The organism is Saccharopolyspora gregorii (assembly GCF_024734405.1).
Classification (GTDB): Bacteria; Actinomycetota; Actinomycetes; order Mycobacteriales; family Pseudonocardiaceae; genus Saccharopolyspora_C; species Saccharopolyspora_C gregorii.
Genome location: NZ_CP059556.1, coordinates 6,225,735 through 6,251,468 on the forward strand (window position 1 = coordinate 6,225,735; position 25,734 = coordinate 6,251,468).

Genomic DNA, 25,734 nt, shown 5'->3' on the forward strand with positions numbered 1-25,734 from the left:
GGAGGTGTGTCATGGCGGGTGCGGCGCTGTTGCTGCTGGCGTTGATCGCGATCGTGATGGTCTTGCTCGCACCGGACCGGCACGACGACGCGGACGACCACGAGGTGCGGATTCCCGCGCCCCGGGCGGAAGGCGAGCTCGGCTCGGCTCGTCCGGGCGCGGTCGACGAGAAGGAACGGGCCTGATGGACGGTGCCCCGAGGAGCGGATCTGCGGGTGGACGAGCGGCGAGTGGAGATCATTCCCTCGCCGCTCGTGCCACTTCCGCTCCCGCACACGTCATTTGATCGCCCCGGTGAGCGTGAAAGCGCCGCCCAGCGATCGGGACACCAGCAGGTACAGCCCGATCACCGGCGCCGTGTAGAGGATCGAGAAGGCGGCGAGCTGCCCGTAGGCGATCAGCCCGCCCTGGCCGAAGAACGCGAACACCCCCACCGAGGCCGGCTGCTTCGCCGGATCCAGCAGCAGCACGAACGGCACGAAGAAGTTCCCCCAGGCGTTGATGAACGTGAAGATCCCGACCACGCCCATGCCGGGGACGATCAACGGCAGCACCACCGAGCGCAGCGCCTGCATCGCCGAGGCCCCGTCCACCCAGGCCGCCTCCTCCAGGCTGATCGGCACGCCGTCCATGAAGTTCTTCGTCATCCAGATCGCCACCGGCAGCGAGGTCGCGGCCAGGAACAGCGTGGTGCCGAACATCGAATCGACCAGGTCCAGCCGGACGAACATGCTGTACACCGGCACCATCACCGCCGTGATCGGCAGCCCGGTCGCGAACAGCACGGTGTAGAGGAACGGCCGCCGGAACCGGGACCGGTAGCGGGACAGCGGGTAGGCGCACAGCACCGCGGCCAGCACCGAGATCAGCGCCGCGCCACCGGACAGCAACAAGCCGTTCCACAGTGGACGAATCGTGGTCTCCCAGTCCAGCACCTGCTCGAAGTTCTCCAGCGTGAACCGCTGGGGCACCGCCGCCGACAGCGGCGCCTCCGCGTCGAACGCGGCGGTGAGCAACCACAGCAGCGGCGCCAGGAACAGCAGCGCGATCACCCCGAGCAGCGAGCCGACCAGCGCCGACTCGCCCCGGCGGCTCACACCTCCTCCCGCAGCGTGCGGGCGTAGACCACGGCGAACAGCGCGCCGACCGCCAGCAGCACCAGCGAGATCGTGGCGCCGTAGCCGATCTCGTCCAGCTCGAAGGCCTCGTCGTACATCAGCAGCGGCAAGGTCTGCGTCGCGTCCCCCGGGCCGCCCGCGGTGAGCACGTAGATCAGCGTAAACACCCCCAGCGTCTGCAAGGTCACCAGCATCAGGTTCGTCAGCACCGAACGGCGGATCACCGGCAACGTCACGTGCCGGAAGCGGCGCAGCGCCCCCGCCCCGTCCACCTCGGCGGCCTCGGTGAGCTCGGTCGGCACCTCGGACAGCGCCGCCTGGTACACGAGCATCGAGAACGCGGTGCCGCGCCAGGCGTTGCCCAGCACGATCGCCAGCAGCGGCGCGCTGAACAGCCAGTCCTGGCTCAACCCGACCGCGCCGAGCAGCGCGTTCAACGTGCCCTCCGGGTTCAGGAACGCGTACAGCGCGAACGCGGCCACCAGCTCCGGCAGCACCCAGGCGGACACCACCGAGACGCCGACCGCGTTGCGCAGCACCCGGTTCCGGTGCCGGGTCAGCACCGCGATGAGCAGCCCGAGCCCGTTCTGCCCGATCACCGCCGAACCGACGGTGAACACCACCGTCAGCCACGCCGAGTGCCACAGCGCCGGATCGGCGAACAGGCGGCGGAAGTTCTCCAGGCCGACGAAATCCGGGGAGGTCGCCGCCGCCCCGGTCAGCGCCGCGTTCGTGAACGAGACGTAGCCGCTCCACAGGATCGGGCCCGCCACGAACAGGCCGAGCAGCAGCACCGCGGGCGCCATCGGCAGCAACCACCGCGACAGCACCGCGCCGCGCATCAGCCGCCCCGGGTCTCGTCCGGGCCGGCGATGCGCCGCACCTGCTCGGTCCACCGCTGGGACACCTGCTCCGGGTCCGCGCCGCCCGCGACGTCGAGCACCGATTGCTGGATCTCCTCGGAGATCTTCGGGTACTCCGGCAGCGTCGGGCGGTAGTGCGTGCCCTCCAGCAGCCCGAGCCAGAACCCGGCCAGCGGGTTCGCCGCGGTGAGCCGCGGATCGGCCGCCGAGTCCTCCCGGGACGGCAGGTTCCCGGAGGACAGCGCGTACTCGGTGATGTTGTCCCGGCTCAACGCGATCGTGAGGAACTCGAAGGCGTCGTCCTGCTTGCCGCCGGAAGCGCTCATCGCCAGCGTCCAGCCGCCGGACGTCGACACGGTGCCGCCGCCGTCCCGCGTCGGCATCGGCGCGGCGGACATCGTCTCCGCCCAGTCCCGCCAGCCCGCGGATTCCCACTGCCCGGAGGCGAAGCTGCCGTCCAGCCGCATCGCGACCTTCCCCTGCCGGGTGAGGTCGTCGCGGAGCTTCTTGTCGTACTGGGCGTCGGCGATCTGCGCGCGGCTCTGGGTGAGCCCTTCGCCGACGGCGGTGGACAGGAAGCGCATCGCCTCGGTGAAGCCCGCGTTCGGCGCGATCCACCTGCCGTCGTGCAGCGAACCGGTCTCGGTGCCGTGCAGCAGCATCAGCACCGTCTGCATGGTCACCGCTTCGCCTTCCGCCTTGCCCAGCGGCAGGTCCAGGCCGATCACGTCGGGGAACCGCTGCTTCACCTGGCGGGCGGCGGCGAGCACGTCGTCCCAGCCGTCCGGTGCCCAGTCGGCGGGCAGTCCCGCGCGGGTGAACAGGTCGCGGTTGAACCAGATGCCGCGGGTGTCGGTGTCCAGCGGGATGCCGTAGGTGCGGCCGTCGGTGGCGCGCCCGGCCTGCTTGGTGGTGTCGATGAAGTGGTCCCAGTCCGCCCAGTCCGCGAGCCGCTCGTCCAGCGGCGCCAGGTAGCCGGCGGCCACGTCGGAGTTGACGGTGAAGCTGTCCTCGTAGAGCACGTCCGGTGCGGTCTTCGCGGAGCGCATCCGCAGCTGCAGCTTCGACAGGTACTCGCCCTCGGGCGCCACCACCGGGTCCAGCGAGACGTGCTTGCCCGGGTTCGCCTGCTCGTACTGCTGCTTGACCCGCTGCATCAACGCGTCGACCTGCGTGGAGTTCCCGTAGCGGTGGTAGGCCACGCTGATCGTGTCCGGGTCGTCGGCCGTCCCGCCGCCGCAGCCGGTGGCTGCCAGCACTGCGGCGATCAGGACCAGGGGTAATCGTCGGCGAGGCATCGGTCCTCCCGGTGCGGGACTCGTCCCGGTAGCCGTCGCGGCCGCCCCGGTCGGGGACCGGCCGGTCTTCGATGAGCTGCGCGATCACCTGACCCGCTCGGCGCTTGCGCCCGATGTGAGATCAGGATCACACTGCACCGTAATTCCATTCGATGAAGCAAGTCAACGACACGAGCGCCTCGGGAGCCCCCGCATGCGGCAGGAGTTCTGGCAGGGCACCAACCTCCCCAGGGTGGGCGGGTTCAACCGCGCGGTCGTGCTGGACGCGATCCGCGCGAACGGCGGCGTGAGCCGCGTCGAACTCGCCCGCAGGACCGGGCTCACCGCGCAGACCATGTCGAACATCGTGCGGGCGCTGATGGCCGACGGGCTCGTCACCGAGGACGGGCACGCGCCCTCCACCGGCGGCAAGCGGCGGGTGATGCTGCGGGTCGTGCCGGACGCCTACCAGTCGGTGGGCCTGCACCTGGATCCGGAGCGGATCACCGGGGTGCTGCTGGACCTGGACGGGCGGGTGCGGGCGCGCAGCACGCGGCGCGTCGCCGCGGGCGCCTCCCCGGACGCCGTCGTCGGCGCGCTCGCCCGCACCGTCGGGCACCTGGTGCGGCGCTCCACGGCCGCATCCACCGAGGACGGGGAGGTCGAGGGCGGCCGGGTGCTCGGCGTGGGCCTCGCCGTGCCGGGTCCGGTGGACGACGCCCACCGCCGGGTGTTCAGCCCGCCGAACCTGCCCGGCTGGCCCGAAGTCCCGCTCGCCGACCTGGTGGAGGAGCGCGCCGGGCTGCCGGTGGTGATGGACAACGACGCGACCGCCGCGGCCATCGGCGAGCGGTGGTCGGGCGGCGCGGAGCGGTCCGGCTCGTTCGTCTACGTCTACCTGGGGTCCGGGGTCGGGCTGGGCGTGGTGCTCGGCGACCAGGTGTACCGGGGGATCAGCGGGAACGCGGGCGAGGTCGGGCACCTGCCCACCGGCACCGGCAAGGAGTGCGCGTGCGGCAAGCGCGGCTGCCTGGAGGCCTACTGCTCGATGCGGGCCGTCGTCGCCGAGTGGACCGCCGCGGGCGGCGACGACGGCGGCGCCGCGATCTCCGACGCCTACCAGCGGATCTGCCGGGACGCGGCGCGCGGCGACGTGGCCGCCGCCCGGTTGCTGCGGCAGGCCGCGAGCAGGCTGGGGCAGGCGCTGGCGACCGTGGTGAGCGTGCTGGACGTGGACCGGGTCGTGCTCGGCGGGCCCGCGCTGCGGCACGGCGGGGAGATCATCCGGGAGCGGGTGCGCAGGCAGCTGCTGGGCCAAGTGCGGGCGGCACGAGCCCGCCCGGTGGAGGTGCACTCGGCGCTGATCGGGGAGGACGCGGGCGCGGTCGGCGCGGCCTCGCTGGTGCTGGACCACGCGTACTCGCCGCGGCTGGCGACGTTGCTGGGCGGATGAGCCCGCCCCGCCCGGAGTTCCCGCCCGTCCCGGCCCCGGGACGGGCGGGACCCGGTCAGGCGTCGGCGCGCACCTCGGCGGCCGTGCTCCCGGCGCCGTCCCGCACCGCGTCGGCGATGGCGCGGCCGAAGGCCGCCATGCCGCGGGCGTTCGGGTGCAGCGGCGCGGCCACCGAGGTCGGCAGCACGCCCTCCAGGTACTTGTCCTGCGGTGCGGCGCACACGTCGTGTCCCTCGCTGACCGCGCCGATGTCGACGAACTCGGCACCGTGCGCGACCGCCCGCTCGCGCAGCAGGTCGCTCAACCTGTCCACGTTGGACTGGATGTAGTCGGCGTCCCGGCCCCAGATCGGTTCCTTCGGGTAGCACCCGCCGGGCCGGACGTAGGTGCCGTAGCCCGCGACCACGACCTTCGCGTGCGGCGCGCGGGCCGCGATGCCCTCCAGCGCCGCGTCGAGGTCACCGGAGATGCCGTCGATACGGGTGGCGAGTTCGTCGCCGTGCGCCGTGTACTTCTCCGCGCAGGACCGCCCGATGGGTTCCGGCAGCGCGTTCAGGCAGCTGACCGCGGCACCGACCAGGTCCACGTCGTTGCCGCCGATGGTGAGGGTGACCAGGTCGGTGGTGGGGCTCAGCGCGTCGAACTGCGGGGGCAGGAAACCGTGCTGGCGGCCGGTGAAGTCCTCGATCTCGGCGCCGGAGCAGGTCGCGTCGGTGAGCTCCGCGCCGAGCGCGTCGGCGACGACCCGCGGGTAGTTCCGGGTAGAGCGCAGGCACGCCAGGTTCGGGTCCGGTCCGGGGATCAGCGGGCCGGCGGCGGCGGAGTCGCCGAGCGCCACGTAGTGGATCGGTGCCGCGGCGGTCGATGCCGCGGTGAGCGGTTCGGCGGCGTGCGCGGGCACCGGTGCCAGCGCGCAGGCCACGAGGGCGGCGGCCGCGCCCCGGCGGAGCGCCCGGCGGGGGCGCGCGGTGGTCCGGTCGAGGCGTCGTCGGCGGCCGGGAGCGGCGAGCGGGATGTCCACGGAGACCTCCGGGAGGGGGCGGGCGGGCCATCCTGATGTAGCACGATCACCCGCGAATTCCCGCCGCCGACGGCGTCTTCCTCGACGATGATCAGCACATCGGGTGAAGCCCGCCCCCAACACCCCACCCGTTCGTCCCAACACCTTCCTGTCAGCGGCGAAGCCGCTGAGCAGCGACCACCCGATCACCCGGACCACCCGCGGGTTCTCAGCGCCCTCCTCGCGAGGACAGCTTTTTCGCACGTGGCGGAGCCACCTGGGGAAAAGATCCCGCAGCGAGGAGGACGCCGAGGTTCCGCCACCCGACCCCACAGCAACCGAACCCCGGAAAACCGAAGAACTCAGCGCTCCTCGCGGCGGAGCGCCCGGGTGATGCCCGCGGCCACCGTCGTGGCCAGCACCCAGCCGACCGCGATGAGCACCACGGTGATCCACTGCGAGTGGCCCTCGGCCCGCCACATCACGTCGTGCCCGAGGTTGATGATCGGCACCAGCTGGTCGACGGTGTACAGGAACGGGTTCCACACCGGGTCGTCGTCGGCGTTGATCGGCTTCAGCTCGTGCTGGCTGAACCACGCCGAGCCCGCCGCGGCGAACGCCAGCAGCCACAGCAGCGCGCGCAGCGGCCGGTACCCGTAGGCGACGGTGCTGCGCTGCAGCAGGCTCCACAACCGCACGGGTGGTCGCAGCAGCAGCGGGGACGCCCCGGCCAGCGCCTGGTACCGGCGGCGCTGCTTCTCGATGAGCACCGTGACCGCGTGCTCCTCGTTGCCGTTGTTGCGGAACACGGTGGCGAGCTGGTCGTACGGCCCCGGCTGGTAGCGCCCGGAGGTGGCGCGCAGCCAGGCGAGCCGCTCCCGGACCCGCCCCCCGTCGGTCGGTTCGATGGGGTGGCTGAGGTTGTAGTAGGTGAAGTCCTCGACGTCGACGCCGCCCTGCGCGTCCCAGGTCTCGGCGTTGTCGGCGAGCAGTTCGCACTGCGCCTGCCGCAGCACCACCCGGCCCTGCGGTGGCGTGGCGGGCAGCAGCGTCAGTTCCTGCGCCACCAGGCCGAAGGCGCCGAACGCGTTGGCGGAGCTGCCGTCGCCGAGCACGCAGCCCCAGAAGTTCGCCTGCCTGCCGATGACGGCCCGCCGCAGCTGCACCTCGCCCTCGGCGCGGAACGGCCGGACGCCCTCCGCGCACACCAGGTCCCGCCCGATGTTCGCGGCCCGCAGGTCCAGCGAGGACTTGTACGCCTTGCGGTGCCGGTGCCAGGCGGGCTTGAGCAGGTGCGCGGCCCGCAGGTCCACGTTGGCGCCGATGTCGGCGCCCTGCAGCTGCAGGGTTCCGGAGATGTCGGCCTCGCGGCAGTCGAAGTTGCTGCCGACCTGGATCCGGTTGGCCTGCAGGGTGTCGGTGCGCGGCCCGACGAGGGTGGCACCGGTGAGCTGGAAGCTGCCGTGCACCTTCACGTCCACCATGCGCATCTGCCCGCGCAGCACCGCGTGCGCCGCCTCCAGGTTGCCGAGCACCTCGGTGCCGTCGAGGTGCAGCGCGCGCATCGGCTGCTCCACCGAGGCGGCGGCGGAGCGCGACCAGCTCAGGTCGATCTGCGCGCCCGCCATCCGCAGGTCGCCGCCGATCCGGCTGCTGACCATGCGGATGGTGCCGCCGCTGCGGAAGTTCTGGTCCAGCTGCACGTCGCCGCGCACTTCGCCGCGGTCCAGCAGCAGCGTGCTGATCGGGTCGTCGTGCTGGGACTCGCCGCGCTTCGGCGGCGCCACCCCGGGTTCGAGCACCGCGTCCCGCAGCCGCAGGTCCCCTTCGACGTGCGCGCTGGGCAGGTACAGCAGGCCGGCGACGCTGAACGGTCCGCCGCCGATGGGGTCGACGTCGCCGCGGAAGCTGCCGCCGATCTGGATGCCGTTGGCGTTGATGGCGGTGCGGCCGCGGTTGCGCAGCGCCCCGCCGGAGAAGTTGAGGTTGCCGCCGATCTTCGCGCCCGGGATCCGCACTTCCCCGGCCACCTTGAGCCGCAGCCCGAGCAGCGCCCCGGCGATCTCCAGCCGGTCCGCGTAGATGGCGCGGCCGCCGGGGTTGCGCAGCTCGGAGTCGTTGAGCAGCAGCGAACCGCCGAGCTGCGCGTCGGCGAGGTCCACGATGCCGCCGATGCTGGTGCAGTTGCGCAGCACCGTGTCGTGGCTGGTGCGCAGGTTCCGCCCGTTCAGCCCCGGGAAGCGGCAACCCCACAGCACGAGCCCGGCGAGCGTGGCCTGGCGCAGGTCGGGCCGCATGTCGAAGCGGCAGCGCACGAACTCCAGCAGGTACGGCAGTTCCGCCGCGCGCAGGTCCAGCCTGCCGGTGATCACCGCGTCCTCGATGCGCACCACGGGCTGCTGCCCGCCGCGGCGCCAGAACGCGCGCCAGCCCTGCTCGTCGGGCGATTCGACGAGCTTGCGGGTGAGGTACTCGCCGCGGATCTCCCGTTCCGGGTCGAACATGTCGGCGTGCACGTCGAGCGGGACGACCGGGCCGTCGGGTCTGCGACCCCACGCCCTGCCCTGCCCGAGCAGGTCGTCGAGCCGCTGCTCGGCAGCGGTCGGTGCCCCGATGTTGTCCCACGGCCTGTTCGGCACGATCCCGCCCCCGACATCGAATCCGGCGAACCCAACGCAGCGTAGTAGATCAACTACCACCGACAGCTCAGACGCGTGAGTTCAGCTTGGGGTTGCGACGGGTTCGGCCGACACCGCCGAGGGAGCGGACCGGCACATCGCCGAGCCGCCGCGAAACCACCGAACGTCCGAACAGGACTACTCCGGCGGGGACCGCTGCACCGGGTCGGCGGGGTCGTGGCGCGACGACCGCTACGCACCGCAGCCGCGGCGTCCGCACCGTTCCACCGCGCGGGCGGACGGGATCACGACCGGGAAGCCGCGCACTCCGGCGAGGACCGCCGGCGGATCACTCCGCGGGGCGCGCGTGCGTCGGGTTCAGGACGCGGGACAGGAAGGTCCGGGTGCGTTCCTCCGCGGGCGCGCCGATCACCTCGGCGGGCGGTCCCTGCTCGACGACGACGCCGCCGTCCATGAACAGCACCCGGTCGGCGACCTCGCGGGCGAACTGCATCTCGTGCGTCACCACCAGCATCGTCATGCCCTCGTCGGCGAGCCCGCGCATCACGCCCAGCACGTCGCCTACGAGCTCCGGGTCCAATGCGGACGTCGGCTCGTCGAACAGCATCACGTTGGGGTTCATGGACAGGGCCCGGGCGATGGCGACCCGCTGCTGCTGGCCGCCGGAGAGCTGCGCGGGCAGCGCGTCCTCCTTCTCGGCGAGGCCCACCCGGTCCAGGTTCTCCCGCGCCACCCGGTCCGCCTCAGCCCGGCCCCGGCGCAGCACCTTGCGCTGCGCCACGGTGAGGTTCTCCAGCACGGTCAGGTGCGAGAACAGGTTGAAGCCCTGGAACACCATGCCGATGTGCCTGCGCGCGGCGTCGATGTCGGTGTCCGGGTCGGTGACCTCGACCCCGTCCACCGCGATGCGCCCGGCCGTGGGTTCCTCCAGCAGGTTCACGCAGCGCAGCAGGGTGGACTTGCCGGATCCGGACGGCCCGATCACGCACACCACCTCGCCGCGGTCCACGGTCAGGTCGATGCCGCGCAGCACCTGCAGCGGGCCGAACGCCTTGTCCAGCCCGGAAACCTCGATCATCGCGCTCATCCGGCGCCCCTCACTGCCTCGTCGTGGTCCGTCACTTGCCGCGGGCGGTCCGGCCGCCGCCGTAGCGGCGCTCCAACCGGTTCGACAGCCGCGACAGCGGAATCGTGATGATCAGGTAGCAGAGCCCGGCGAGCAGGATCGGCGTCAGCGACTGGTACTGGGTGAGCGCGCCGCGCCCGAACTTGGACAGCTCGTACTGGTCCGCCGACAGGCCCAGCAGGTAGATCAGCGAGGAGTCCTTGGTGAGCAGGATCAGCTCGTTCGTCAACGGCGGCAGGATGATCCGGAACGCCTGCGGCATCACGACGGTCACCATGGTGCGCGCCGGGGACATGCCCAGCGAACGCGCCGCCTCCACCTGGCCCTTCGGCACCGCCTGCACCCCGGCGCGGATCGTCTCCGCCATGTACGCGGCGCCGACCAGCCCGAGGCTCAGCATCACCGTCGAGTAGATGTCGAAGACCAGCTGGAACGCGATCGGCACCCCGTAGCCGAGGGCGATGAACACCAGCAGCGCGGGCACCCCGCGGAAGAACTCGACGTAGGCGGTGGCGATCCACCGGTACGGCGCCACCGAGGACAGCCGCATCAGCGCCAGCACCACGCCGAGCGCCAGGCCGAACGCGAAGCCCAGCGCGGTGTAGACGATGGTGTTGACCAGCGCCGTGGTGATGATCCCCGGGAACTGGGCGACGGCCACGTCCACGTTGAAGAACGCGTCGGCGATCTTGCCCCAGTCGGCGAGCAGCGCGATCAGCACGATCGCGACCGCGAGGACGGCGTACTGCGCGCCGCGGACCACGCGGGCGCGCTGCCGCTTGCTCGACCGCGGCTTCGCGGTCGTGTCGGTTGCTGCCATTCCTCAGACTCTCCCCGGGCGGTTTCCTCGGCGCTGGGCTGGTGGTGGCGTGCGGCGGGCCGAGTCGGCACCGCGCAGCAGGCGGGGCCGGGGCCTGCGCGGCTCCCGGCCCCGGGCCGGGGACGTCACGGCTGGTCCGGGTTCTTGCCGAACCACTTCTCGTAGATCCGGTCGTACTCGCCGGATTCCCGCGCCTTGCGCAGCGAGTCGTTGACCTTCTGGACGAGCTGGGCGTTGCCGCGCTGGACGGCGACGCCGTAGACCTCGCCGGTGCTGTACTCGGCGGTGACCTTCGTGTCCGGGTTCTTCTTGGCGAAGTCGAGCATCACGCCGTTGTCGTTGATGCCCGCGTCGACCTTCCCGCTCTGCACCGCGTTCTGCAGCAGCCCCAGGTCCTCGTACTGGACGATCTCGTAGCCGTGCTCGGCCTTGTGCTCCTCCGCGTAGTCCTCACCGGTGGTGCCGAGGTGCACGCCGAGCTTCTTGCCGCGCAGCGCGGCCATGTCCGGGTAGGGGTGCTCGGCGCTGACCAGCAGCGCCTGCTTCGCGTCGAAGTACGGGTCGGAGAAGTCCATGTTCTGCTGCCGCGCGTCGGTGATCGTGATCGCGGCGGCGGCGACGTCGCACTTGCGGGTGTTGAGGGCTTCGCCGGACTGGATGCCTTCGAAGGGCGTGTCGAAGAACTTCTGCTCCAGGCCGAGGTCGCGGGCGACGAGGTCGACGAGCTCGACGTCGAAGCCGGTGGTCTTGCCGCCCTCGTCGAACTGGAACGGCGGGTACGGCAGCTGGGTGCAGGTGGTGAGCTTGCCGGGCTCCACGAAGCGGAGCTCCCCGTCGGCACCGGTGGGCGCGATGGACTGCGCGCAGCCCGCCGCGGTCAGCACCAGCGCGGGCAGCAGGGCCAGGGCTCTCCAGGTGGTCCGACGCGCCACGATGTCACTCCTAGTAGGTGAGTACGCGAGTGCTGAGATGGTGCCACCCGAACGGGGTCGAGTCTCGGCTCTCGATGTTGCGAAGCTGTCAAATTTTTCCGCGCCGGCCACCGGACCCCGCGAGGTCCGCACCACCGAGCCGTCCGACCTCGCGAGCACCATCCCTGACGGGCGGTTCTTGCCGGTCGAGCCGAGCCGAGGCTCAGTTTCATGTGCTGGACGCCCCTGGTCAACAGGGAATTCACCATCGAATCCTTCCCGGGATGTGAGAGAAATCTTGTTGCCCCGGCAAGCGTGGACCGTTCGCCGGAGATCGTTGCGCCGGTCGCCACCCATCACGGACGGTGTTCGCCACCGCCATCGGTGGGACGTCGGCAGCGGTTGCCGGACTACCCCACGTTCGGCCCCTCCCGCCGTTCGCCGAGCTTCGGCACACTCCGCCGCCGAGGAGGCGATGCCGATGACCGACGACCGGACGCCCTGCCCCCGATCCACCACCCCGCCGGCCGCGCGGCGACTCGCGGTGGCGGGCGCGCTGCTGGCCTGCGCCGGGTTCGCGCTGTTCGCGCTCACCGGGTCCACCGCCGCGGCCCGGCCAGGGCCGGAACGACCCGCACCGGAACGACCCGCACCGGAACGACCCGCACCGGAACGAGCCGCGCCCGGCGGCGCACCGCTGGACGTGCTCCAGCTCAACCTCTGCCACCGCGACGCCGACGGCTGCGCGGGGGACGACGACACCGCGGTGCGCTCCGGGATCGCCGCGATCCGGCAGCGCGGACCGGACGTGGTCACGCTCAACGAGGTGTGCGCGCACGACATCACCACGATGTCCCGCGACACCGGCTACCGCGCCGAGTTCGCCCCCGAGCTGACCGGGGACGCACCGGTGCGCTGCGCCGACGGCCGCGGCGACCACGGGGTCGCCGTGCTGACCCACCGCGACCTGGGTGCGTCCGACGGCGCGGTCGTGGAGCGCGGCTTCGCGGCGCAGGACGCCGGCCCGACCCGGCGGGTGCTGCTGTGCGTCCCGTTCCCCGCGCTGTCCGCCTGCACCGCGCAGCTGTCCCCCGCGGATCCGGCGGTCGCCCGGCGGCAGTGCGCCGAGCTGGTGGGTGCCGCGACGGGCACCGGCCGACTGGCCGTGGTCGGCGGCGACCTCAACCTGACCGCGGAGGCGGACGTGCGCGGCTGCCTGCCCGCGAACTGGTCGCACGCCGGGGACGGCGCGGTGCAGCACGTGCTCGCCGACACCGGGTTCACGTTCGTGCGCAGCGAGAACCTGCCGGTGGACGGGTCCTCGCACCCGGGGCTGCTGGCCGAGCTGACCGGCTGAGCGGGGATCTCCGGGATCCCCCTGAGGCGGGCGTCCCGGAGATCGGGCACCCTGGGGTGAAGATCGCGAACTTTCCAGGAGGAATCAGTCGATGAACCTGTCCCGTCCCCAGCACGACAAGTGGATCGCCGGCGTGTGCGCCGGTCTCGCCGAACGCTTCGGCCTCGGCAAGGGACTGGTGCGCTTCCTGTTCATCCTGTCCTGCCTGCTGCCCGGCACGCAGGTCATCGTCTACATCGTCCTGTGGATCCTGATGCCGAAGAGCAGCTGACCCGGGGGCCCGCCCGCGCCACCGGGCCGGGCGGGCGCACCAGGATCAGCGGCGGGCGTGCGCGTCCAGCGCGTACGCGATCGCCGTGGTGATCTTCGCGGCGAACTCCAGGTGCAGCGACTCGTCCGGCACGTGCGCGTTGCTGCCCGGCCCGAGCGCCCCCGTGACCACGAACTGCGCGTCCGGGTAGGCGCCCTGCAGCAGCCCCATCAGCGGGATCGAGCCGCCCAGGCCCATCGTCGCCCACGGCGCGCCGAACACGTCCTCGCTCACCGCGTCCAACGCGGTCTCCAGCCACGGCTCGGTGTCCGGCGCGTTCCAGCCCGCCGCGCCGTCCGACAGCGGGAACGTCACCTCCGCGCCGTAGGGCACGTCCGTCGACAGCGCCGCGCGCAACGCGGCCAGCGCCACCTCCGGGTCGGTCGTCGGCGGGGTGCGCACGCTCAGCGCCAGCGTCGTCTGCGGCCGCAGCACGTTGCCCGCGTCCGGCAGCGAGGGCAGGCCCTCCGCGCCGATCACCGAGACGGTGGGGCGCCAGGTGTTGTTCAGCGCCAGCTCCACCTCGTCCTCGGAGACCCAGCGCATGCCCTCCCGCGCAGGCACCGAATCGCGGATCAGGCCGGGCGCCGCCTCCACCGCGGCCCGCGCCTGCGCCACCCGGTTCGCCGGGATCTCCGCGTTCAGCTCCGGCAGCAGCACCTCGCCGGTCGCCGAGTCCTCGATCCGGTCCAGCAGGGCGCGCAGCACGCGGAACGAGCTCGGCACGATGCCGCTGGCCGTGCCCGAGTGCTGACCGCCGTCGAGCACCCGCACCTGCACGCCCACCCGCACGTCCCCGCGCAGCGAGGTCGTCAGCCACATCCGCTCGTAGTCGGCCGCGCCCGAGTCCAGGCACACCACCAGCGACACGGCGCCGAGCCGGTCCACGAGGTGCTCCAGGTAGGCGGCCATGTCGGGGCTGCCGGACTCCTCACCGGTCTCCAGCAGCAGCACGCAGCGCGCGTGCGCGCCGCCGTGCGCGCGGATCGCCTCGATGGCGGTGATCGCGGCGTACGGGGCGTAGCCGTCGTCGACGCTGCCGCGCCCGTAGAGCCTGCCGTCGCGCACCACCGGCGTCCACGGGTCCAGGCCCTCCGACCAGCCGCCGACCGGCGGCTGCTTGTCCAGGTGGCCGTAGAGCAGCACGGTGTCCTGCGAACCCGACTCCGGCACCGGCTCGGTCGCCGGGACGTCGACCAGCAGCAGCGGGGTGCGCTCCGGCAGCCGCACCACGTCCAGCCGCACGCCGGGGATCTCCCGGGCGGTGATCCACTCCCGCACGTGCGCGATGGCCGCGTCCAGCTGACCGGCCGACTCCCACTCCGCGTCGTAGGCCGGCGAGACCGCCGGGATCCGGACGAGTTCGGAGAGGCTCGGCAGGACGGAGTCCTGCCACGCCTGTTCAACGGCGGTGCGCACGGCGGAACGATCCATGCCGCCGATCGTATGCCCGGGCGGGAGCGGCCGGTCCGCGCCGGGGGCCCGGCGGTCAGACTCCGCCCGCGCCCGCCCCGGCGGCCGCGGCGCCCGCGGTCACCGCGCGCACCGCCGCCACCGCGGCCAGCGGGCGCCGCGCCGCCGCCCCGGCCCCGTCGCCGCGCGCCACCGCCGCCAGCACCGCCAGCTCGGCGGGGCCGCAGCCCAGCGCCGCGCCGATGCCCGCGGCGTGCACCAGCCCGCACCGCACGGCCCGCCGCCCGTCCGCCCGCAGCTCCCCGCGCGCCACCGCGCGCACCTGCTCGACCAGCTCCCGCCGCGCCGGGCCGACCGGGAAGTGCAGGTCGTCCGGGATGAACCCGAGCAGCTTGCGCGGCTCCCGCAGCAGCATCCCGCGGCGTTCCAGCAGCGCGCGGTGCTCCCGGAACCGGCCGATGCGGCGCGGCAGCAGATCGGTCAGCTCCACCGGCCTGCCGCGCGGGCCGGACTTCTTCACCAGCCGCCCCAGCAGCTCGTCCGCCCAGTCCAGCCCGGTGCCGCACGGGTCGAGCACGGCCAGCTTCGTGCCGGTCAGCTCCACCTTCCCGCGCAGCGCGAGCTCGCCCAGCTCGGCGCACCAGGTGAGCAGGTCCGCGGGCTCCGCGCGGTGCCCGCCGTCCGGTCGGTGCAGCAGCAGCACGAGCTCGTCCGGCAGCGTCACCGACGGTGACGGGTCCGGGTCCACGTTCATGCGGCCCAGTGTGCCGTCCGCCCGGCCGAGGTTTGGCGTGTTCTCGAAACAGCAGATCACCGGTACTCCGCAGTATCGGTACTGCGACCTTCCCGACAGCGTTAGTCGGAACCCCATTGCTTGGATGACCTGCGATTTTCGCACCGATCAGCGGAAGCTACGGTTCCGTAGGGAACGATCTCCGCGACCTCGCGAGCTGAGATCGTCCCTGTGGCAGGGCTCACTGAATCGGCGGTACGCGTGCCAGGATGGCCAGGAGCGATCCAACCCACCCCGCCCGACCACCCGCACGGCCCCGACCCGGGCCTGCGGAGCGCGAGCGGGGTACCCGGACCACGTCGCCACAAGCGACCGGCCCGGCGCGACACGAGGAGATCCGCATGTCCCCGGAACACTGGACGCGACCAGCCCATCCAGCGAACGAGACCGACGACGTCCGCACCGAGCCCCCTGCCGCTACCGCAGCGAAACCCACACGGGAGCAGGTGATCGCCGGTTTGCGCGCGACGAGCGAGGGCGGAGCTGATCTCGTACAGCTCCTCACCCCGGAAGGCCAGCGGGTATCGCACCCGGACTTCGACATCGACTTCACCGCGGAGCAGCTCCGCGACCTGTACCGGGACATGGTGCTGGTCCGGCGCTTCGACCGGGAGGGCAACGCCCTGCAGCGCCAGGGCCAGCTGGGCATCTGGGTGCCGCTGCTCGGCCAGGAAGCCGCGCAGGTCGGCGCGGGCCGCGCGATGCGCCCCCGCGACATGGCCTTCCCCAGCTACCGCGAGCACGGCGTCGCCTGGTGCCGCGGGCTGGACCCGACCGAGCTGCTCGGCATCTTCCGCGGCACCGACCACGGCAGCTGGGACCCGCTGAGCACCGGGTTCCACCTCTACACGATCGTCATCGGCAACCAGGCGCTCAACGCGACCGGGTACGCGATGGGGCAGAAGTTCGACGGCAAGGTCGGCGACGACGACGGCGAAGCGACCATGGTGTTCTTCGGCGACGGCGCCACCAGCCAGGGCGACGTGCACGAGGCGATGGTGTGGGGCTCGGTGTACGACGCGCCGCTCGTGCTGTTCTGCCAGAACAACCAGTGGGCGATCTCCGAGCCGCTGGAGCGGCAGACGCGGGTTCCGCTGTACCGGCGCGCCGAGGGCTACGGCTTCCCCGGCATCCGCGTCGACGGCAATGACGTGCTCGCCAGCCTCGCCGTGTCCCAGTGGGCGCTGGACGAGTGCAGGCACGGCAACGGGCCGGTGCTGATCGAGGCGTTCACCTACCGGATGGACGCGCACACCACCACCGACGACCCGACCCGCTACCGGCTCACCGACGAGCTGGAGGCGTGGAAGCTGAAGGACCCGATCGAACGGCTCCGGGTGCACCTGGTGCGCGAGCACGACGCCGGGCAGGACTTCTTCGACGACGTGCAGGCCGAGTCCGACGCGCTCGCCGCCCGGTTCCGCGACTTCTGCTTCGCCATGCCCGAACCCGACCCGTCCCGGATCTTCTCCGAGGTCTACGCCGAGGAAAGCCCGGTCGTGGCCGCGCAGCGCGACGAGCAGCTGCGCTACCTCGACGGGTTCGCCGAGCCCGCGCAGGGAGGTGCCCACTGATGGCCGCACCCGCGATGGAACGGACCGACGTCGGCGACGGCAGCACGGGCCGGTCGGCCGTGCAGACCGTGACAATGGCGAAGAGCCTCAACCTGGCGATGCGCTCGGCGCTGGAATCGGACCCGAAGGTCCTGGTCATGGGGGAGGACGTCGGCAAGCTCGGCGGCGTCTTCCGCGTCACCGACGGGCTGCAGAAGGATTTCGGCGAGCACCGCGTGCTGGGCACGCCGCTGGCCGAGTCGGGGATCATCGGCACCGCCGTGGGGCTCGCGATCCGCGGCTACCGGCCGGTGTGCGAGATCCAGTTCGACGGGTTCATCTTCCCCGGCTACGACCAGATCGTCTCGCAGCTGGCGAAGCTGCACTTCCGCAGCCAGGGCAAGGTCACGATGTCGGTGGTGGTGCGGGTGCCGTTCGGTGGCGGCATCGGTGCGGTCGAGCACCACTCCGAATCGCCGGAATCGCTGTTCGCGCACGTGGCCGGTGTGAAGGTGGTGGCCTGCTCGAACCCGGCGGACGCGTACTGGATGCTGCGGCAGGCCATCGCCTGCGACGACCCGGTGCTGTTCTTCGAGCCGAAGCGGCGCTACTACGAGAAGGCCGAGCTGGACACCGAGGCGCAGCCGCCGCCGCTGTTCACCTCCCGCGTGCTGCGGCGGGGTTCGGCGGCGACGATCGCGACCTACGGGCCCACGGTGCACACCTGCCTGGCCGCGGCGAGCGCCGCCGCCGAGGAGGGCACCGAGCTGGAGGTCGTCGACCTGCGCAGCCTGTCCCCGCTGGACCTGGAGCCGGTGTTCGAGTCGGTGCGCCGCACCGGCCGGCTGGTGCTGGCCAGCGAGGCCCCGGCGGAGTCCTCGGTCACCTCGGAGATCGCCGCGCGGGTGCAGCAGGAGTGCTTCTACTCGCTGGAGGCACCGGTGCTGCGGGTGACGGGCTTCGACGTGCCCTACCCGCCGACGAAGCTGGAGAAGCACTACCTGCCGGACCTCGACCGGGTGCTCGACGCCGTCGACCGCTCGCTGGCCTTCTGAGGGAGTCTGGGATGCCGCAACTCAAGCACTTCCCGCTGCCGGACGTCGGCGAAGGCCTCACCGAAGCCGAGATCCTCGGCTGGAAGGTGCAGCCGGGCGACTCGGTGACGGTCAACCAGGTGTTCGTGGAGATCGAGACGGCGAAGGCCGCGGTCGAGCTGCCCTGCGCCTACGAGGGCAAGGTCGTCGAGCTGCTCGCCGAGCCGGGCCAGACGGTCGAGGTCGGCACGCCGATCATCTCGATCGACGTGGACCCGGACGGCACCGCGCCGAGCGAGCCCGAACCCGACTCGTCCGGGGAGACGAAGACGCTGGTCGGCTACGGCCCGCAGGCGACGAGTTCGAAGCGCCGCCCGCGCAAGGCCGCTCCGGCGGCCGCGGTCTCGGCCGGGACGGCGCAGCAGGCGCTGCAAGGTGCGATGGCCGGGTCGCTCGCGTCCCCCGCCGTGCCCGCGCAGGCCACCGCGCCCGCCGCACCCGCGCCGGAACCGCCCGCGCCCGCCGCGGTCCCGGCGGGTGCCGCCGCGCGGGGTTCGGTGCCGCTGGCGAAGCCGCCGGTCCGCAAGCTCGCGAAGGACCTCGGCGTCGACCTGCGGGCGCTCGCCGGCTCGGGCGCGGGCGGGGTGATCACCCGCCGCGACGTGGAGACCGCGTCGGCACCGGCTCCGGCGGCACCGGCTCCGGCGGCCGGGACCGGCGCGCGGGAACGCCGGGTGCCGATCAAGGGCGTCCGCAAGGCCACCGCGCAGGCGATGGTGCAGAGCGCGTTCACCGCTCCGCACGTCACGGAGTTCCTCACCGTGGACGTGACGCCGATGATGGAGCTGCGGCAGCGGCTCAAGTCGCACCCGGAGTTCCAGGGCGTGAAGCTCACGCCGCTCGCGTTCGCCGCGAAGGCGCTGTGCCTGGCGGTGCGCCGCACCCCGGACGTGAACGCCACCTGGGACGAGCAGGCCGGCGAGATCGTCTACAAGGACTACGTGCACCTGGGCATCGCGGCGGCCACGCCGCGCGGCCTGGTGGTGCCCAACGTCCGGGACGCGGACGGCATGTCACTGCGCGAGCTCGCGGCGGCGCTGGAATCGCTGACCGCGACCGCCCGGGAAGGCCGGACCACGCCCGCCGAGATGACCGGCGGCACGATCACGATCACCAACGTGGGCGTGTTCGGCGTGGACACCGGGACGCCCATCCTCAACCCGGGGGAGTCGGCGATCCTCGCGTTCGGCGCGATCCGGGACATGCCGTGGGTGGTGGACGGCCAGGTGGTGCCGCGCAAGGTGTGCCAGCTGGCGCTGAGCTTCGACCACCGGGTGGTCGACGGCCAGCAGGGTTCGCGGTTCCTGGCGGACGTCGGCGCGCTGCTGGCCGACCCGGCGACGGCGATCACGTACTGATCACCTGCTGACCGGCCGCTGATCACTGCTGATCGGCTGCCGGTCGCGCTGATGCCGACGGCCGGGGTGCGCGTGCACCCCGGCCGTTCGTGCGCGGTGCGGGAGTTCCCGCTCCGGCGCTCAGTCCTCCTTGCGGCGACGGCCACCGGAGCGGGAACCGCCCCCGTTCGCGGCCGCGTTCTGCCGGGCCGCGCCGTCGGACTCGGCGGACCCGCCGCCGAAGTCGAAGCTGTGCGAGTCGAACTCGTGCACGTCGATGTCCGGCAGACCGCCGAGCTCGTTGTTCAGCTCGCCGAAGATCGGCGTACCTGGATCGGGCTTGTTCACCGCTTCGCCCTCCCGTTTCGTTCTCGAAGCCGTGTTGCTGAGGTCGAGCCGGTACCGCACGGCACCGGGCTCGTGGCGCGACCGGCTCTCCCAGCCGATGGCACCGGTGGGCCCACGCGCTCACCGTGCCGATCAAACGCGAACTAGACCGTTCGCCTCGCGCCGACCGCTGATGTTCATTCCTTCGGGCGAGTACATGATGCCTCGCAGCACTCACGAGGATGCACGCCCCTGGAACTTTCCCTCCCACATTCCAACATCGGCCCCGGGACGAGCATTCCCCGAGTGGTGTTCGCCACGCCCCGGCAACCTCGGCCGGGAGGCCCCGCGGACCCCGGGTCAACAGGCGGAAGCCGGATCTTGCGAGCGAATGCAGTGATTCGGCTCACTCCGAGTCAACGTCGGGGGCCGCTCGAACATCACTCGAACGTGTGGCCGTGAAGGTCGCGGTTCCCGGCGGGGGGACCGCACGGCCGCACCGGGGAGATGAGTCCAGTGTTCCGCACCAAGCACACCAAGACCGCCGCCATCGCCGGGTCCGCGCTGCTCGCCGGGATCGCGCTCGCGGGCACCGCCCAGGCCATGCCGCACGACCACCCCGACTACGACGAGTACTGCACCCCGGAGCAGGTCGACGTCACCGTCGGCCCGCTGGACCACGCGATGATGCACGAGGGCGCCGACGTCCGGTTCACCGCGAAGCCCGGCGAGAGCTGCCTGCTCGGCGGCGCCCCCGGCCTGAACTTCCTGGACGTGCAGGGCGACTCCGCGCAGATCCCCACCCGGTACCCCGAGGGGACGCCCGAGGTGCACCGCGTCGACGAGGCCCACCCCGTCTCGGCCGCGTTCAGCTACCAGGTGACCGACCCGAACACCGGCAACAGCATCCCCGGGTCCGTGCCCGGCGCCCTGGAGATCTCCTTCCCCGGCCCGGTCAGCCCGTACAGCGTGACCGTCCCGTGGAACGGCGCCAGCGTCCCCGGCCCGGTCACCGTCACCGACCTCGCTCCGCTGCCCCAGCCCTGATCGCGGCGCGCCCGCGGGCCGGACGCGCCGAAGCCCCCGGCACCGTCGGCGCCAGGGGCTTCCGCTCGCTACCGGATCACTGGATGTGGCGGCCGGAGATGGCGCGGGAGACCACGAGCTGCTGGATCTGCTCGGTGCCCTCGAAGATGTCGTAGATCTTCGCGTCGCGGTGCAGGCGCTCCACCGGGAACTCGCGGGTGTAGCCGTTGCCGCCGAGGATCTGGATGGCGCGCTCGGTCGCCCAGGTGGCGACCCGGCCGGCCTTGAGCTTGGACATGGAGCCCTCACCGGCGGTGAACGGCTCGTCGTTGCGGCCCATCCAGGCCGCGCGCCACACCAGCAGCCGCGCCGCGTCGATCTCCATGCGCATGTCGGCGAGGGTGAACGCGATCGACTGGTTGTCGATGATCGGGCGGCCGAAGGTCTCGCGCTCCTTGGCGTACTCCAGCGCGTGCTCGTAGGCGGCGCGGGCGATGCCGATGGCCTGGGAGCCGACGGTGGGGCGGGAGAGCTCGAACGTCTTCATCGCGGCCTGGCCGCCGGCCTTCGAGCCCTTGCCGCCCTCGCGAGCGCGGGCGAGCTTCTCGTCCAGCTTCTCCTTGCCGCCGAGCAGGCAGCTGCCGGGGATCCGCACGTCGTCCAGGAACACGTCCGCGGTGTGCGAGGCGCGCAACCCGTGCTTCTTGATCTTGCTGGGGGACTCCAGGCCCTTGGTACCGGGCGGGACGACGAACGCCGCCTGCCCGCGGGAACCGAGCGAGGAGTCCACGACCGCCTGCACGACGTGCACGTTCGCGATGCCGCCGTTGGTGGCCCACGCCTTCTGCCCGTTGAGCACCCACTCGTCGGTGGCCTCGTCGTAGACGGCGCGGGTGCGCATCGCCGAGACGTCGGAGCCCGCGGCGGGTTCGGAGGAGCAGAACGCGGCGACCTTCGGGTCGTCCTCGTCGCCGTAGCACTGCGGCACCCACTCGGCCATCTGGTCCGGGGTGCCCGCGGCGAAGATGCCCGCGACCGCCAGCGTGGTGCCGAAGATCGCCATGCCGATGCCGCCGTCGCCCCAGAACAGCTCTTCGTTGGCGATGGGCAGCGACAGGCCGGTGTCGTCGGCCCAGAACGTCGCGACGGTCTCGAAGCCGTACAGGCCGACCTTCGCGGCCTCCTGGATGATCGGCCAGGGGGTCTCTTCCCGCTCGTCCCACTCCGCCGCGGCCGGGCGGATGACCTTCTCGGCGAAGCCGTGCACCCAATCGCGCAGGTCGCGGTGTTCCTCGCTCAGTTCCAGGGAGAAGCTCATCGAAATCCTTCGGTTCGTGGCGGAGTGCGTGGTGCGTTGCGAAACGGGTGCGGAGCGTTCCGGTTCCCGAGCGTTCAGGTTCTCAGAAGCGGTGCGCCGAGTCCGGGCGCCCGCGGCGCCCTCGGGAGCCGAAGGTCCGCCGCGGGCACCGGAGCACCGGTCAGGCCTTGGGGATCTGGAAGAGCTTGGTGAGCCCGGCGGCGAAGCCGACGTCGCCGGCGACCTTCAACTTGCCGGTCATGAACTGCACCGGCGCGGAGGCGTTGCCGGAGACCAGCTTCAGGAACTCGACCGGCGTGATCATGATGGTGACCCGCGGGTCGTCGTGCTGCGGCTCCTTGTTCACCGTGCAGGTCCCGCCGGAGAGCACCGACTCGTAGCGGACGGTGTCCTGCTCGTCGGTGCCGATGCGCCAGCGCACCACGGCCTCGGTGGAGCGGGCCTTGTCCGACTTGTAGTGCTCGCTCATGCGGCGGAACACCTCGTCGAGCACCTGCACGCGGAGCTCGGGGCGGGCCATGACCGCTTCCACCTGCTTGGCCGAGGCGCGCGAGATCAGCTTGGCGAACTGCTCGGGGCGGAGTTCGCTGAGGTCCGCGGCCCCGTCGGCGGCGTGCTCGGAGGCCGCGGCCAGCAGCGCGACGAACTCCTCTTCGCCGATCTTCTTCGGGTCGACCTCGGCGAGCGCGGCGACCGGATCCGACTTGGACATGTGACCTCCCCTTACCTACTGACAAGTAAGACTACGGGTGAGTAGGTTAGGCGGGCAAGGCATCCCGCTGATCGTTCTGCTCTAGCCTCTCCCGCAGATCAGGACCAAGCCGAGCACGCCGCGGAACCGGCCCGCAACACCGCCCGCGGCGGGAGAACAGGAGGTGGGATGCGGCCCGACCCGGACGATCACGAGGAGAGCCCACGACCCCGCAGCAGGCGGCTACCGCGCTCGGTGCGGGAACGGCAGATCCTCGACGCCGCCGTCGAGGTCTACGCGGCACGCGGCTTCCACCTCGCGTCCATGGACGAGATCTCCGAGGTCGCAGGCATCTCCAAACCGATGATCTACGCCTACCTCGGCTCCAAGGAGGAGCTGTTCGTGGCGTGCATCCAGCGCGAGGCCACCCGGCTGATCGAAGCCATCAGCACCGCCGTGGACCCCGAGGTCGGCCCCGACGAGCAGCTCTGGCGGGGCCTGCGGGTCTTCTTCGACTACGTGCAGCGGAACCGGGCCAGCTGGGTGCTGCTGCACCGGCAGGCACCCGCGGGCGGCGAACCGTTCGCCGCCGAGTTCGGGCAGTGGCGGGAACGGGCGATGGTCCTCATCGCCTCCCTGCTGGCCCGCGCCACCGAAGGCGCCGCGCAGCCGATGCAGCCGCAGCAGATGGAACCGTTCGCGGCCGCGCTGGTCGGCGCCGCCGAATCGCTGCTGGACTGGTGGGTGGAACACCCCGAGCACACCGCGGACGGACTGGCGATGCGGTTGATGAACCTCGCGTGGATGGGGTTCGGCGACCTCGTCGAAGGACGCTCCTGGTCGCCCGGCGGCGACGCCTCGAACGGCGCCGCCTTCGACTGAAGCCGAGCGGTGGTGGCGGTCGCGCCGCCACCACCACCCGCACCCGGGTCCGCGCGCGCACGCGGACCCGGACCCGCCTTCCCGCAGGTCAGTGCAGCCTCCCCACGAGGTGCGGCTTGCCGGAGCGGGAGTGCACCGCGAACGTCCCGGCGTCCCGGTGCGCGGTGAACTCCACCGTCGAGGGCAGCAGCAGCGGCTTCACGAAGTCCACGTCGACCGTGTACGCGTCCGGCAGCCTGCCCTCCAGCGCCGCCAGCGCCCGCGCCTTCGTCCACATCCCATGCGCGATGGCGCGCGGGAAGCCGAACGCCTTCGCCGTCAGCGCCCGCAGGTGGATCGGGTTCTTGTCCCCGGACACCTCCGCGTAGCGGCGGCCCTGGTCGGCGGGCACCCGCCAGACGGCGGTGGCCGAACCGGGCTCGACCTCGGCGGCGCGCTCGGCCCGCGGCGCCGACTCGTCCGGTTTGCCGCGGCGCAGGTAGGTGCTGGTCTCCCGCCACACCACCTCGCCCTCGACGCTGGTCTCGGTGATCACGTCGAGCTGCCTGCCCTTCGGGTGCGGGCGCAGGTCCGCCACCCGCACCCGCTGGGTGAGCACGTCGGTGACCAGCAGCGGCCGGTGCACGGTGATGCTGTTGGCCACGTGCACCAGCCCCACCAGCGGGAACGGGAACCCCGGGTCGGTCATCAGCCGCACCGACAGCCCGAACGAGAGCACGTGCGGGTAGGTCGCGGGCAGCACGTCGCGCAGCCCGAACCCGCAGACCCGGTCGTACTCGGCCAGGTGGTCGTGGTCCACGGCGATGTCGCGGCGCACGTACTCGGTCTCCGGCAGCTCCCGGCCGCGGCGCAGCGGTCCGGTGGCGGCCGCCTTGAGGTACAGCGCGGAGAGGTTCGGCGGCGCGTCGATCTCGGTGCTCATCACGCCCCCAGCAGGCTCTGGCCGCAGACCCGCACGACGTTGCCGTTGACCCCGGAGGAGGCCGGGCTGGCGTACCAGGCGATGGTCTCGGCGACGTCCACCGGCAGCCCGCCCTGCGAGAGGCTGCTCATCCGGCGGCCGGCCTCGCGGATGAACAGCGGGACGGCCGCGGTCATCTTCGTCTCGATGAAGCCGGGCGCGACCGCGTTGATGGTGGCGCCGCGGCGGGCCGCGACCGGGGCGAGCGCCTGCACCAGGCCGATCACGCCGGCCTTCGACGCCGCGTAGTTCGCCTGGCCGACGTTGCCCGCGATGCCGCTGATGGAGGCGACGCCGATCAGCCTGCCGCCGTCGTTCAGCGGGGAGCCCTCGGCGAGCAGCGCCTCGTTGATGCGCTCCTGCGCGGTCAGGTTCACCGCGATCACCGAGTCCCAGCGCGCGTCGTCCATCCGCCCGAGCGTCTTGTCCCGGGTGATGCCCGCGTTGTGCACCACCACGTCGAGCCCGCCGTGGCGTTCGGCGAAGTGCTCGGCGATGCGCTGCGGCGCGTCCTCGGCGGTGATGTCGAGCTGCAGGGTGGAGCCGCCGATGCGGTTGGCGACCTCGGCCAGGTCGGCGCCCTGGGCGGGGATGTCGAGGCAGACGACGTGCGCGCCGTCGCGGGCGAGGGTCTCGGCGATGGACTCGCCGATGCCGCGGGAGGCGCCGGTGACCAGGGCGACCTTGTCGCGCAGCGGCTTCTCCCGGTCGACCTGCGGGGCGTCGGCGCGGCCGACCCGCACGACCTGGGCGGAGACGAACGCGGACTTGGCCGACAGCAGGAAGCTCAGCGTGGAGTCGAGGGACCGCTCGGCGCCTTCGGAGGCGTACACGAGCTGGGCGGTGGCGCCGCGCTTGAGCTCCTTGCCGACGGTGCGCACGAAGCCTTCGAGGGCGCGCTGCGCGACGCGTTCCCCGGCCTCGGTGGTCTCCTCCGGCGGGGTGCCGAGCACGATGACGCGGCCGCAGGTGCCGACCTGGCGGATCACCGGGCTGAAGAAGGCGCGCAGCTGGGCGAGCTGGGCGCTGGAGGTGATGCCGGTGGCGTCGAAGACGAGCGCGGCGTAGCGGGCGTCCGCGGCGGCTTCGGTGCGGACCTCGGCGCCGACGGCCTCCAGCGTCCCCGCGATCGCCTCGCCGAGCCGGGATCCCGCGGCGGCGCCGGTGAGCACCGGGCCGTCCACGACGGGGTCGCCGGGCCGGTACCTGCGGAGCGGGGTGGGCGTGGGCAGGCCGATGCGCTTGGCGATCGTTCGACCGAACCCGGTCGAGGTGAACTGCTGGTACCGGTCGGACATGCGCACTCCCGTGAGCGGGTGGTCGGTGGACTGGGCGGTCGGCCCGCGGGTCGAGCGCGGCGGGCGCTCGGGAGGCGGACTCGACGTCTAACCTACCCGCGGGTAGGTTAGAGGGTCAGCGGGGTCCGCACCAGAGCCCCCGCACGATCGGCCCCGCACGCCGATCC

General features: G+C 72.3%; 24 protein-coding genes. 9 read left to right on the top strand and 15 right to left on the bottom strand.

Translation table 11 applies throughout. From position 1 onward, the window contains the following. Positions 1-11 precede the first annotated feature (11 nt). A complete protein-coding gene (locus H1226_RS27520; RefSeq protein ID WP_224961281.1) occupies positions 12-185 on the top strand; it encodes a hypothetical protein in 174 nt (57 codons plus the stop codon). A 93-nt stretch (positions 186-278) separates the two neighbouring features. On the opposite strand, the gene H1226_RS27525 is transcribed toward H1226_RS27520, so the two are convergent. The 3 genes from H1226_RS27525 to H1226_RS27535 are packed head-to-tail and all read right to left on the bottom strand — an operon-like array spanning position 279 to position 3,279. Next, a complete protein-coding gene (locus H1226_RS27525) occupies positions 279-1,097 on the bottom strand; it encodes a carbohydrate ABC transporter permease (protein ID WP_258344331.1) in 819 nt (272 codons plus the stop codon). Further along, complete coding sequence (locus H1226_RS27530; protein ID WP_258344333.1) at positions 1,094-1,960, bottom strand: carbohydrate ABC transporter permease; 867 nt, start codon at positions 1,958-1,960, stop codon at positions 1,094-1,096. Before H1226_RS27530 ends, H1226_RS27525 begins: the two co-directional genes overlap by 4 nt. After that, positions 1,960-3,279 (bottom strand): extracellular solute-binding protein, encoded by a 1,320-nt coding sequence (locus H1226_RS27535; RefSeq protein ID WP_258344335.1) that lies wholly within the window; start codon positions 3,277-3,279, stop codon positions 1,960-1,962. The genes H1226_RS27530 and H1226_RS27535 overlap by 1 nt, the downstream gene beginning before the upstream one ends. A gap of 193 nt (positions 3,280-3,472) precedes the next feature. On the opposite strand from H1226_RS27535, the gene H1226_RS27540 reads away from it, so the two are divergent. Continuing rightward, positions 3,473-4,711, top strand: coding sequence for an ROK family transcriptional regulator (locus H1226_RS27540; protein WP_258344337.1), 1,239 nt, complete (start codon positions 3,473-3,475; stop codon positions 4,709-4,711). 55 nt (positions 4,712-4,766) lie between these two features. Here the strand turns inward: H1226_RS27540 and H1226_RS27545 are convergent, their stop codons facing one another. The 5 genes from H1226_RS27545 to H1226_RS27565 all read right to left on the bottom strand — a co-directional run bounded on the left by H1226_RS27545 (position 4,767) and on the right by H1226_RS27565 (position 11,228). Next, entirely contained in the window at positions 4,767-5,732 is a 966-nt protein-coding gene (locus tag H1226_RS27545) for an SGNH/GDSL hydrolase family protein (RefSeq protein WP_258344340.1), read from the bottom strand. 341 nt (positions 5,733-6,073) lie between these two features. Next, positions 6,074-8,350 carry a polymer-forming cytoskeletal protein gene (locus H1226_RS27550; RefSeq protein WP_258344342.1) on the bottom strand — a complete coding sequence of 759 codons (2,277 nt, stop codon included), beginning with the start codon at positions 8,348-8,350 and terminating at the stop codon, positions 6,074-6,076. 328 nt (positions 8,351-8,678) lie between these two features. After that, positions 8,679-9,437: an amino acid ABC transporter ATP-binding protein gene (locus tag H1226_RS27555; RefSeq protein WP_304612923.1), complete on the bottom strand. Its 759-nt coding sequence runs from the start codon at positions 9,435-9,437 to the stop codon at positions 8,679-8,681. 31 nt (positions 9,438-9,468) lie between these two features. After that, the gene (locus H1226_RS27560) at positions 9,469-10,296 is read right to left on the bottom strand and encodes an amino acid ABC transporter permease (RefSeq protein ID WP_224962364.1); all 828 of its coding nucleotides are present in this window, start codon (positions 10,294-10,296) and stop codon (positions 9,469-9,471) included. 125 nt (positions 10,297-10,421) lie between these two features. Further along, the gene (locus H1226_RS27565) at positions 10,422-11,228 is read right to left on the bottom strand and encodes an ABC transporter substrate-binding protein (protein ID WP_258344345.1); all 807 of its coding nucleotides are present in this window, start codon (positions 11,226-11,228) and stop codon (positions 10,422-10,424) included. 460 nt (positions 11,229-11,688) lie between these two features. Between H1226_RS27565 and H1226_RS27570 the strand changes: the two genes are divergently transcribed. Further along, on the top strand, positions 11,689-12,564 hold the full coding sequence (locus H1226_RS27570; RefSeq protein WP_258344348.1) for an endonuclease/exonuclease/phosphatase family protein: 876 nt from the start codon (positions 11,689-11,691) through the stop codon (positions 12,562-12,564). Between the two features lie 91 nt (positions 12,565-12,655). After that, positions 12,656-12,835 carry a PspC domain-containing protein gene (locus H1226_RS27575; protein WP_224962358.1) on the top strand — a complete coding sequence of 60 codons (180 nt, stop codon included), beginning with the start codon at positions 12,656-12,658 and terminating at the stop codon, positions 12,833-12,835. A 45-nt stretch (positions 12,836-12,880) separates the two neighbouring features. Here the strand turns inward: H1226_RS27575 and H1226_RS27580 are convergent, their stop codons facing one another. Further along, entirely contained in the window at positions 12,881-14,308 is a 1,428-nt protein-coding gene (locus tag H1226_RS27580; protein ID WP_258344350.1) for a M20/M25/M40 family metallo-hydrolase, read from the bottom strand. Between the two features lie 55 nt (positions 14,309-14,363). Further along, positions 14,364-15,041 (bottom strand): GOLPH3/VPS74 family protein, encoded by a 678-nt coding sequence (locus H1226_RS27585; RefSeq protein ID WP_258344352.1) that lies wholly within the window; start codon positions 15,039-15,041, stop codon positions 14,364-14,366. A 380-nt stretch (positions 15,042-15,421) separates the two neighbouring features. On the opposite strand from H1226_RS27585, the gene pdhA reads away from it, so the two are divergent. Genes pdhA through H1226_RS27600 form a run of 3 tightly spaced genes read left to right on the top strand, consistent with a single transcriptional unit; the run spans position 15,422 to position 19,085 of the window. After that, entirely contained in the window at positions 15,422-16,654 is a 1,233-nt protein-coding gene (gene pdhA / locus H1226_RS27590; RefSeq protein WP_373689996.1) for a pyruvate dehydrogenase (acetyl-transferring) E1 component subunit alpha, read from the top strand. Then, positions 16,654-17,688 carry an alpha-ketoacid dehydrogenase subunit beta gene (locus H1226_RS27595; protein ID WP_258344356.1) on the top strand — a complete coding sequence of 345 codons (1,035 nt, stop codon included), beginning with the start codon at positions 16,654-16,656 and terminating at the stop codon, positions 17,686-17,688. Before pdhA ends, H1226_RS27595 begins: the two co-directional genes overlap by 1 nt. Before the next feature lie 11 nt (positions 17,689-17,699). After that, positions 17,700-19,085, top strand: coding sequence for a dihydrolipoamide acetyltransferase family protein (locus H1226_RS27600; RefSeq protein ID WP_258344358.1), 1,386 nt, complete (start codon positions 17,700-17,702; stop codon positions 19,083-19,085). Positions 19,086-19,205: 120 nt separating this feature from the next. Here the strand turns inward: H1226_RS27600 and H1226_RS27605 are convergent, their stop codons facing one another. After that, on the bottom strand, positions 19,206-19,412 hold the full coding sequence (locus H1226_RS27605; RefSeq protein WP_258344360.1) for a hypothetical protein: 207 nt from the start codon (positions 19,410-19,412) through the stop codon (positions 19,206-19,208). A 486-nt stretch (positions 19,413-19,898) separates the two neighbouring features. Here H1226_RS27605 and H1226_RS27610 point away from each other — a divergent pair, with 486 nt between their 5' ends. After that, on the top strand, positions 19,899-20,438 hold the full coding sequence (locus H1226_RS27610) for a DUF4232 domain-containing protein (RefSeq protein ID WP_258344368.1): 540 nt from the start codon (positions 19,899-19,901) through the stop codon (positions 20,436-20,438). Positions 20,439-20,514: 76 nt separating this feature from the next. Here the strand turns inward: H1226_RS27610 and H1226_RS27615 are convergent, their stop codons facing one another. Together H1226_RS27615 and H1226_RS27620 are read right to left on the bottom strand one after the other, a co-directional pair. Beyond that, complete coding sequence (locus H1226_RS27615) at positions 20,515-21,735, bottom strand: acyl-CoA dehydrogenase family protein (RefSeq protein ID WP_258344376.1); 1,221 nt, start codon at positions 21,733-21,735, stop codon at positions 20,515-20,517. A 160-nt stretch (positions 21,736-21,895) separates the two neighbouring features. Then, positions 21,896-22,447 carry an SCP2 sterol-binding domain-containing protein gene (locus H1226_RS27620; RefSeq protein ID WP_224968907.1) on the bottom strand — a complete coding sequence of 184 codons (552 nt, stop codon included), beginning with the start codon at positions 22,445-22,447 and terminating at the stop codon, positions 21,896-21,898. A gap of 168 nt (positions 22,448-22,615) precedes the next feature. Between H1226_RS27620 and H1226_RS27625 the strand changes: the two genes are divergently transcribed. Next, positions 22,616-23,308, top strand: a complete 693-nt coding sequence (locus tag H1226_RS27625) for a TetR/AcrR family transcriptional regulator (RefSeq protein WP_224968909.1) — start codon at positions 22,616-22,618, stop codon at positions 23,306-23,308. An 88-nt stretch (positions 23,309-23,396) separates the two neighbouring features. Here the strand turns inward: H1226_RS27625 and H1226_RS27630 are convergent, their stop codons facing one another. Together H1226_RS27630 and H1226_RS27635 are read right to left on the bottom strand one after the other, a co-directional pair. Then, positions 23,397-24,233: a MaoC family dehydratase gene (locus H1226_RS27630; protein ID WP_258344377.1), complete on the bottom strand. Its 837-nt coding sequence runs from the start codon at positions 24,231-24,233 to the stop codon at positions 23,397-23,399. Further along, positions 24,230-25,567: a 3-oxoacyl-ACP reductase gene (locus H1226_RS27635; protein ID WP_258344378.1), complete on the bottom strand. Its 1,338-nt coding sequence runs from the start codon at positions 25,565-25,567 to the stop codon at positions 24,230-24,232. Before H1226_RS27635 ends, H1226_RS27630 begins: the two co-directional genes overlap by 4 nt. Positions 25,568-25,734 lie beyond the last annotated feature (167 nt).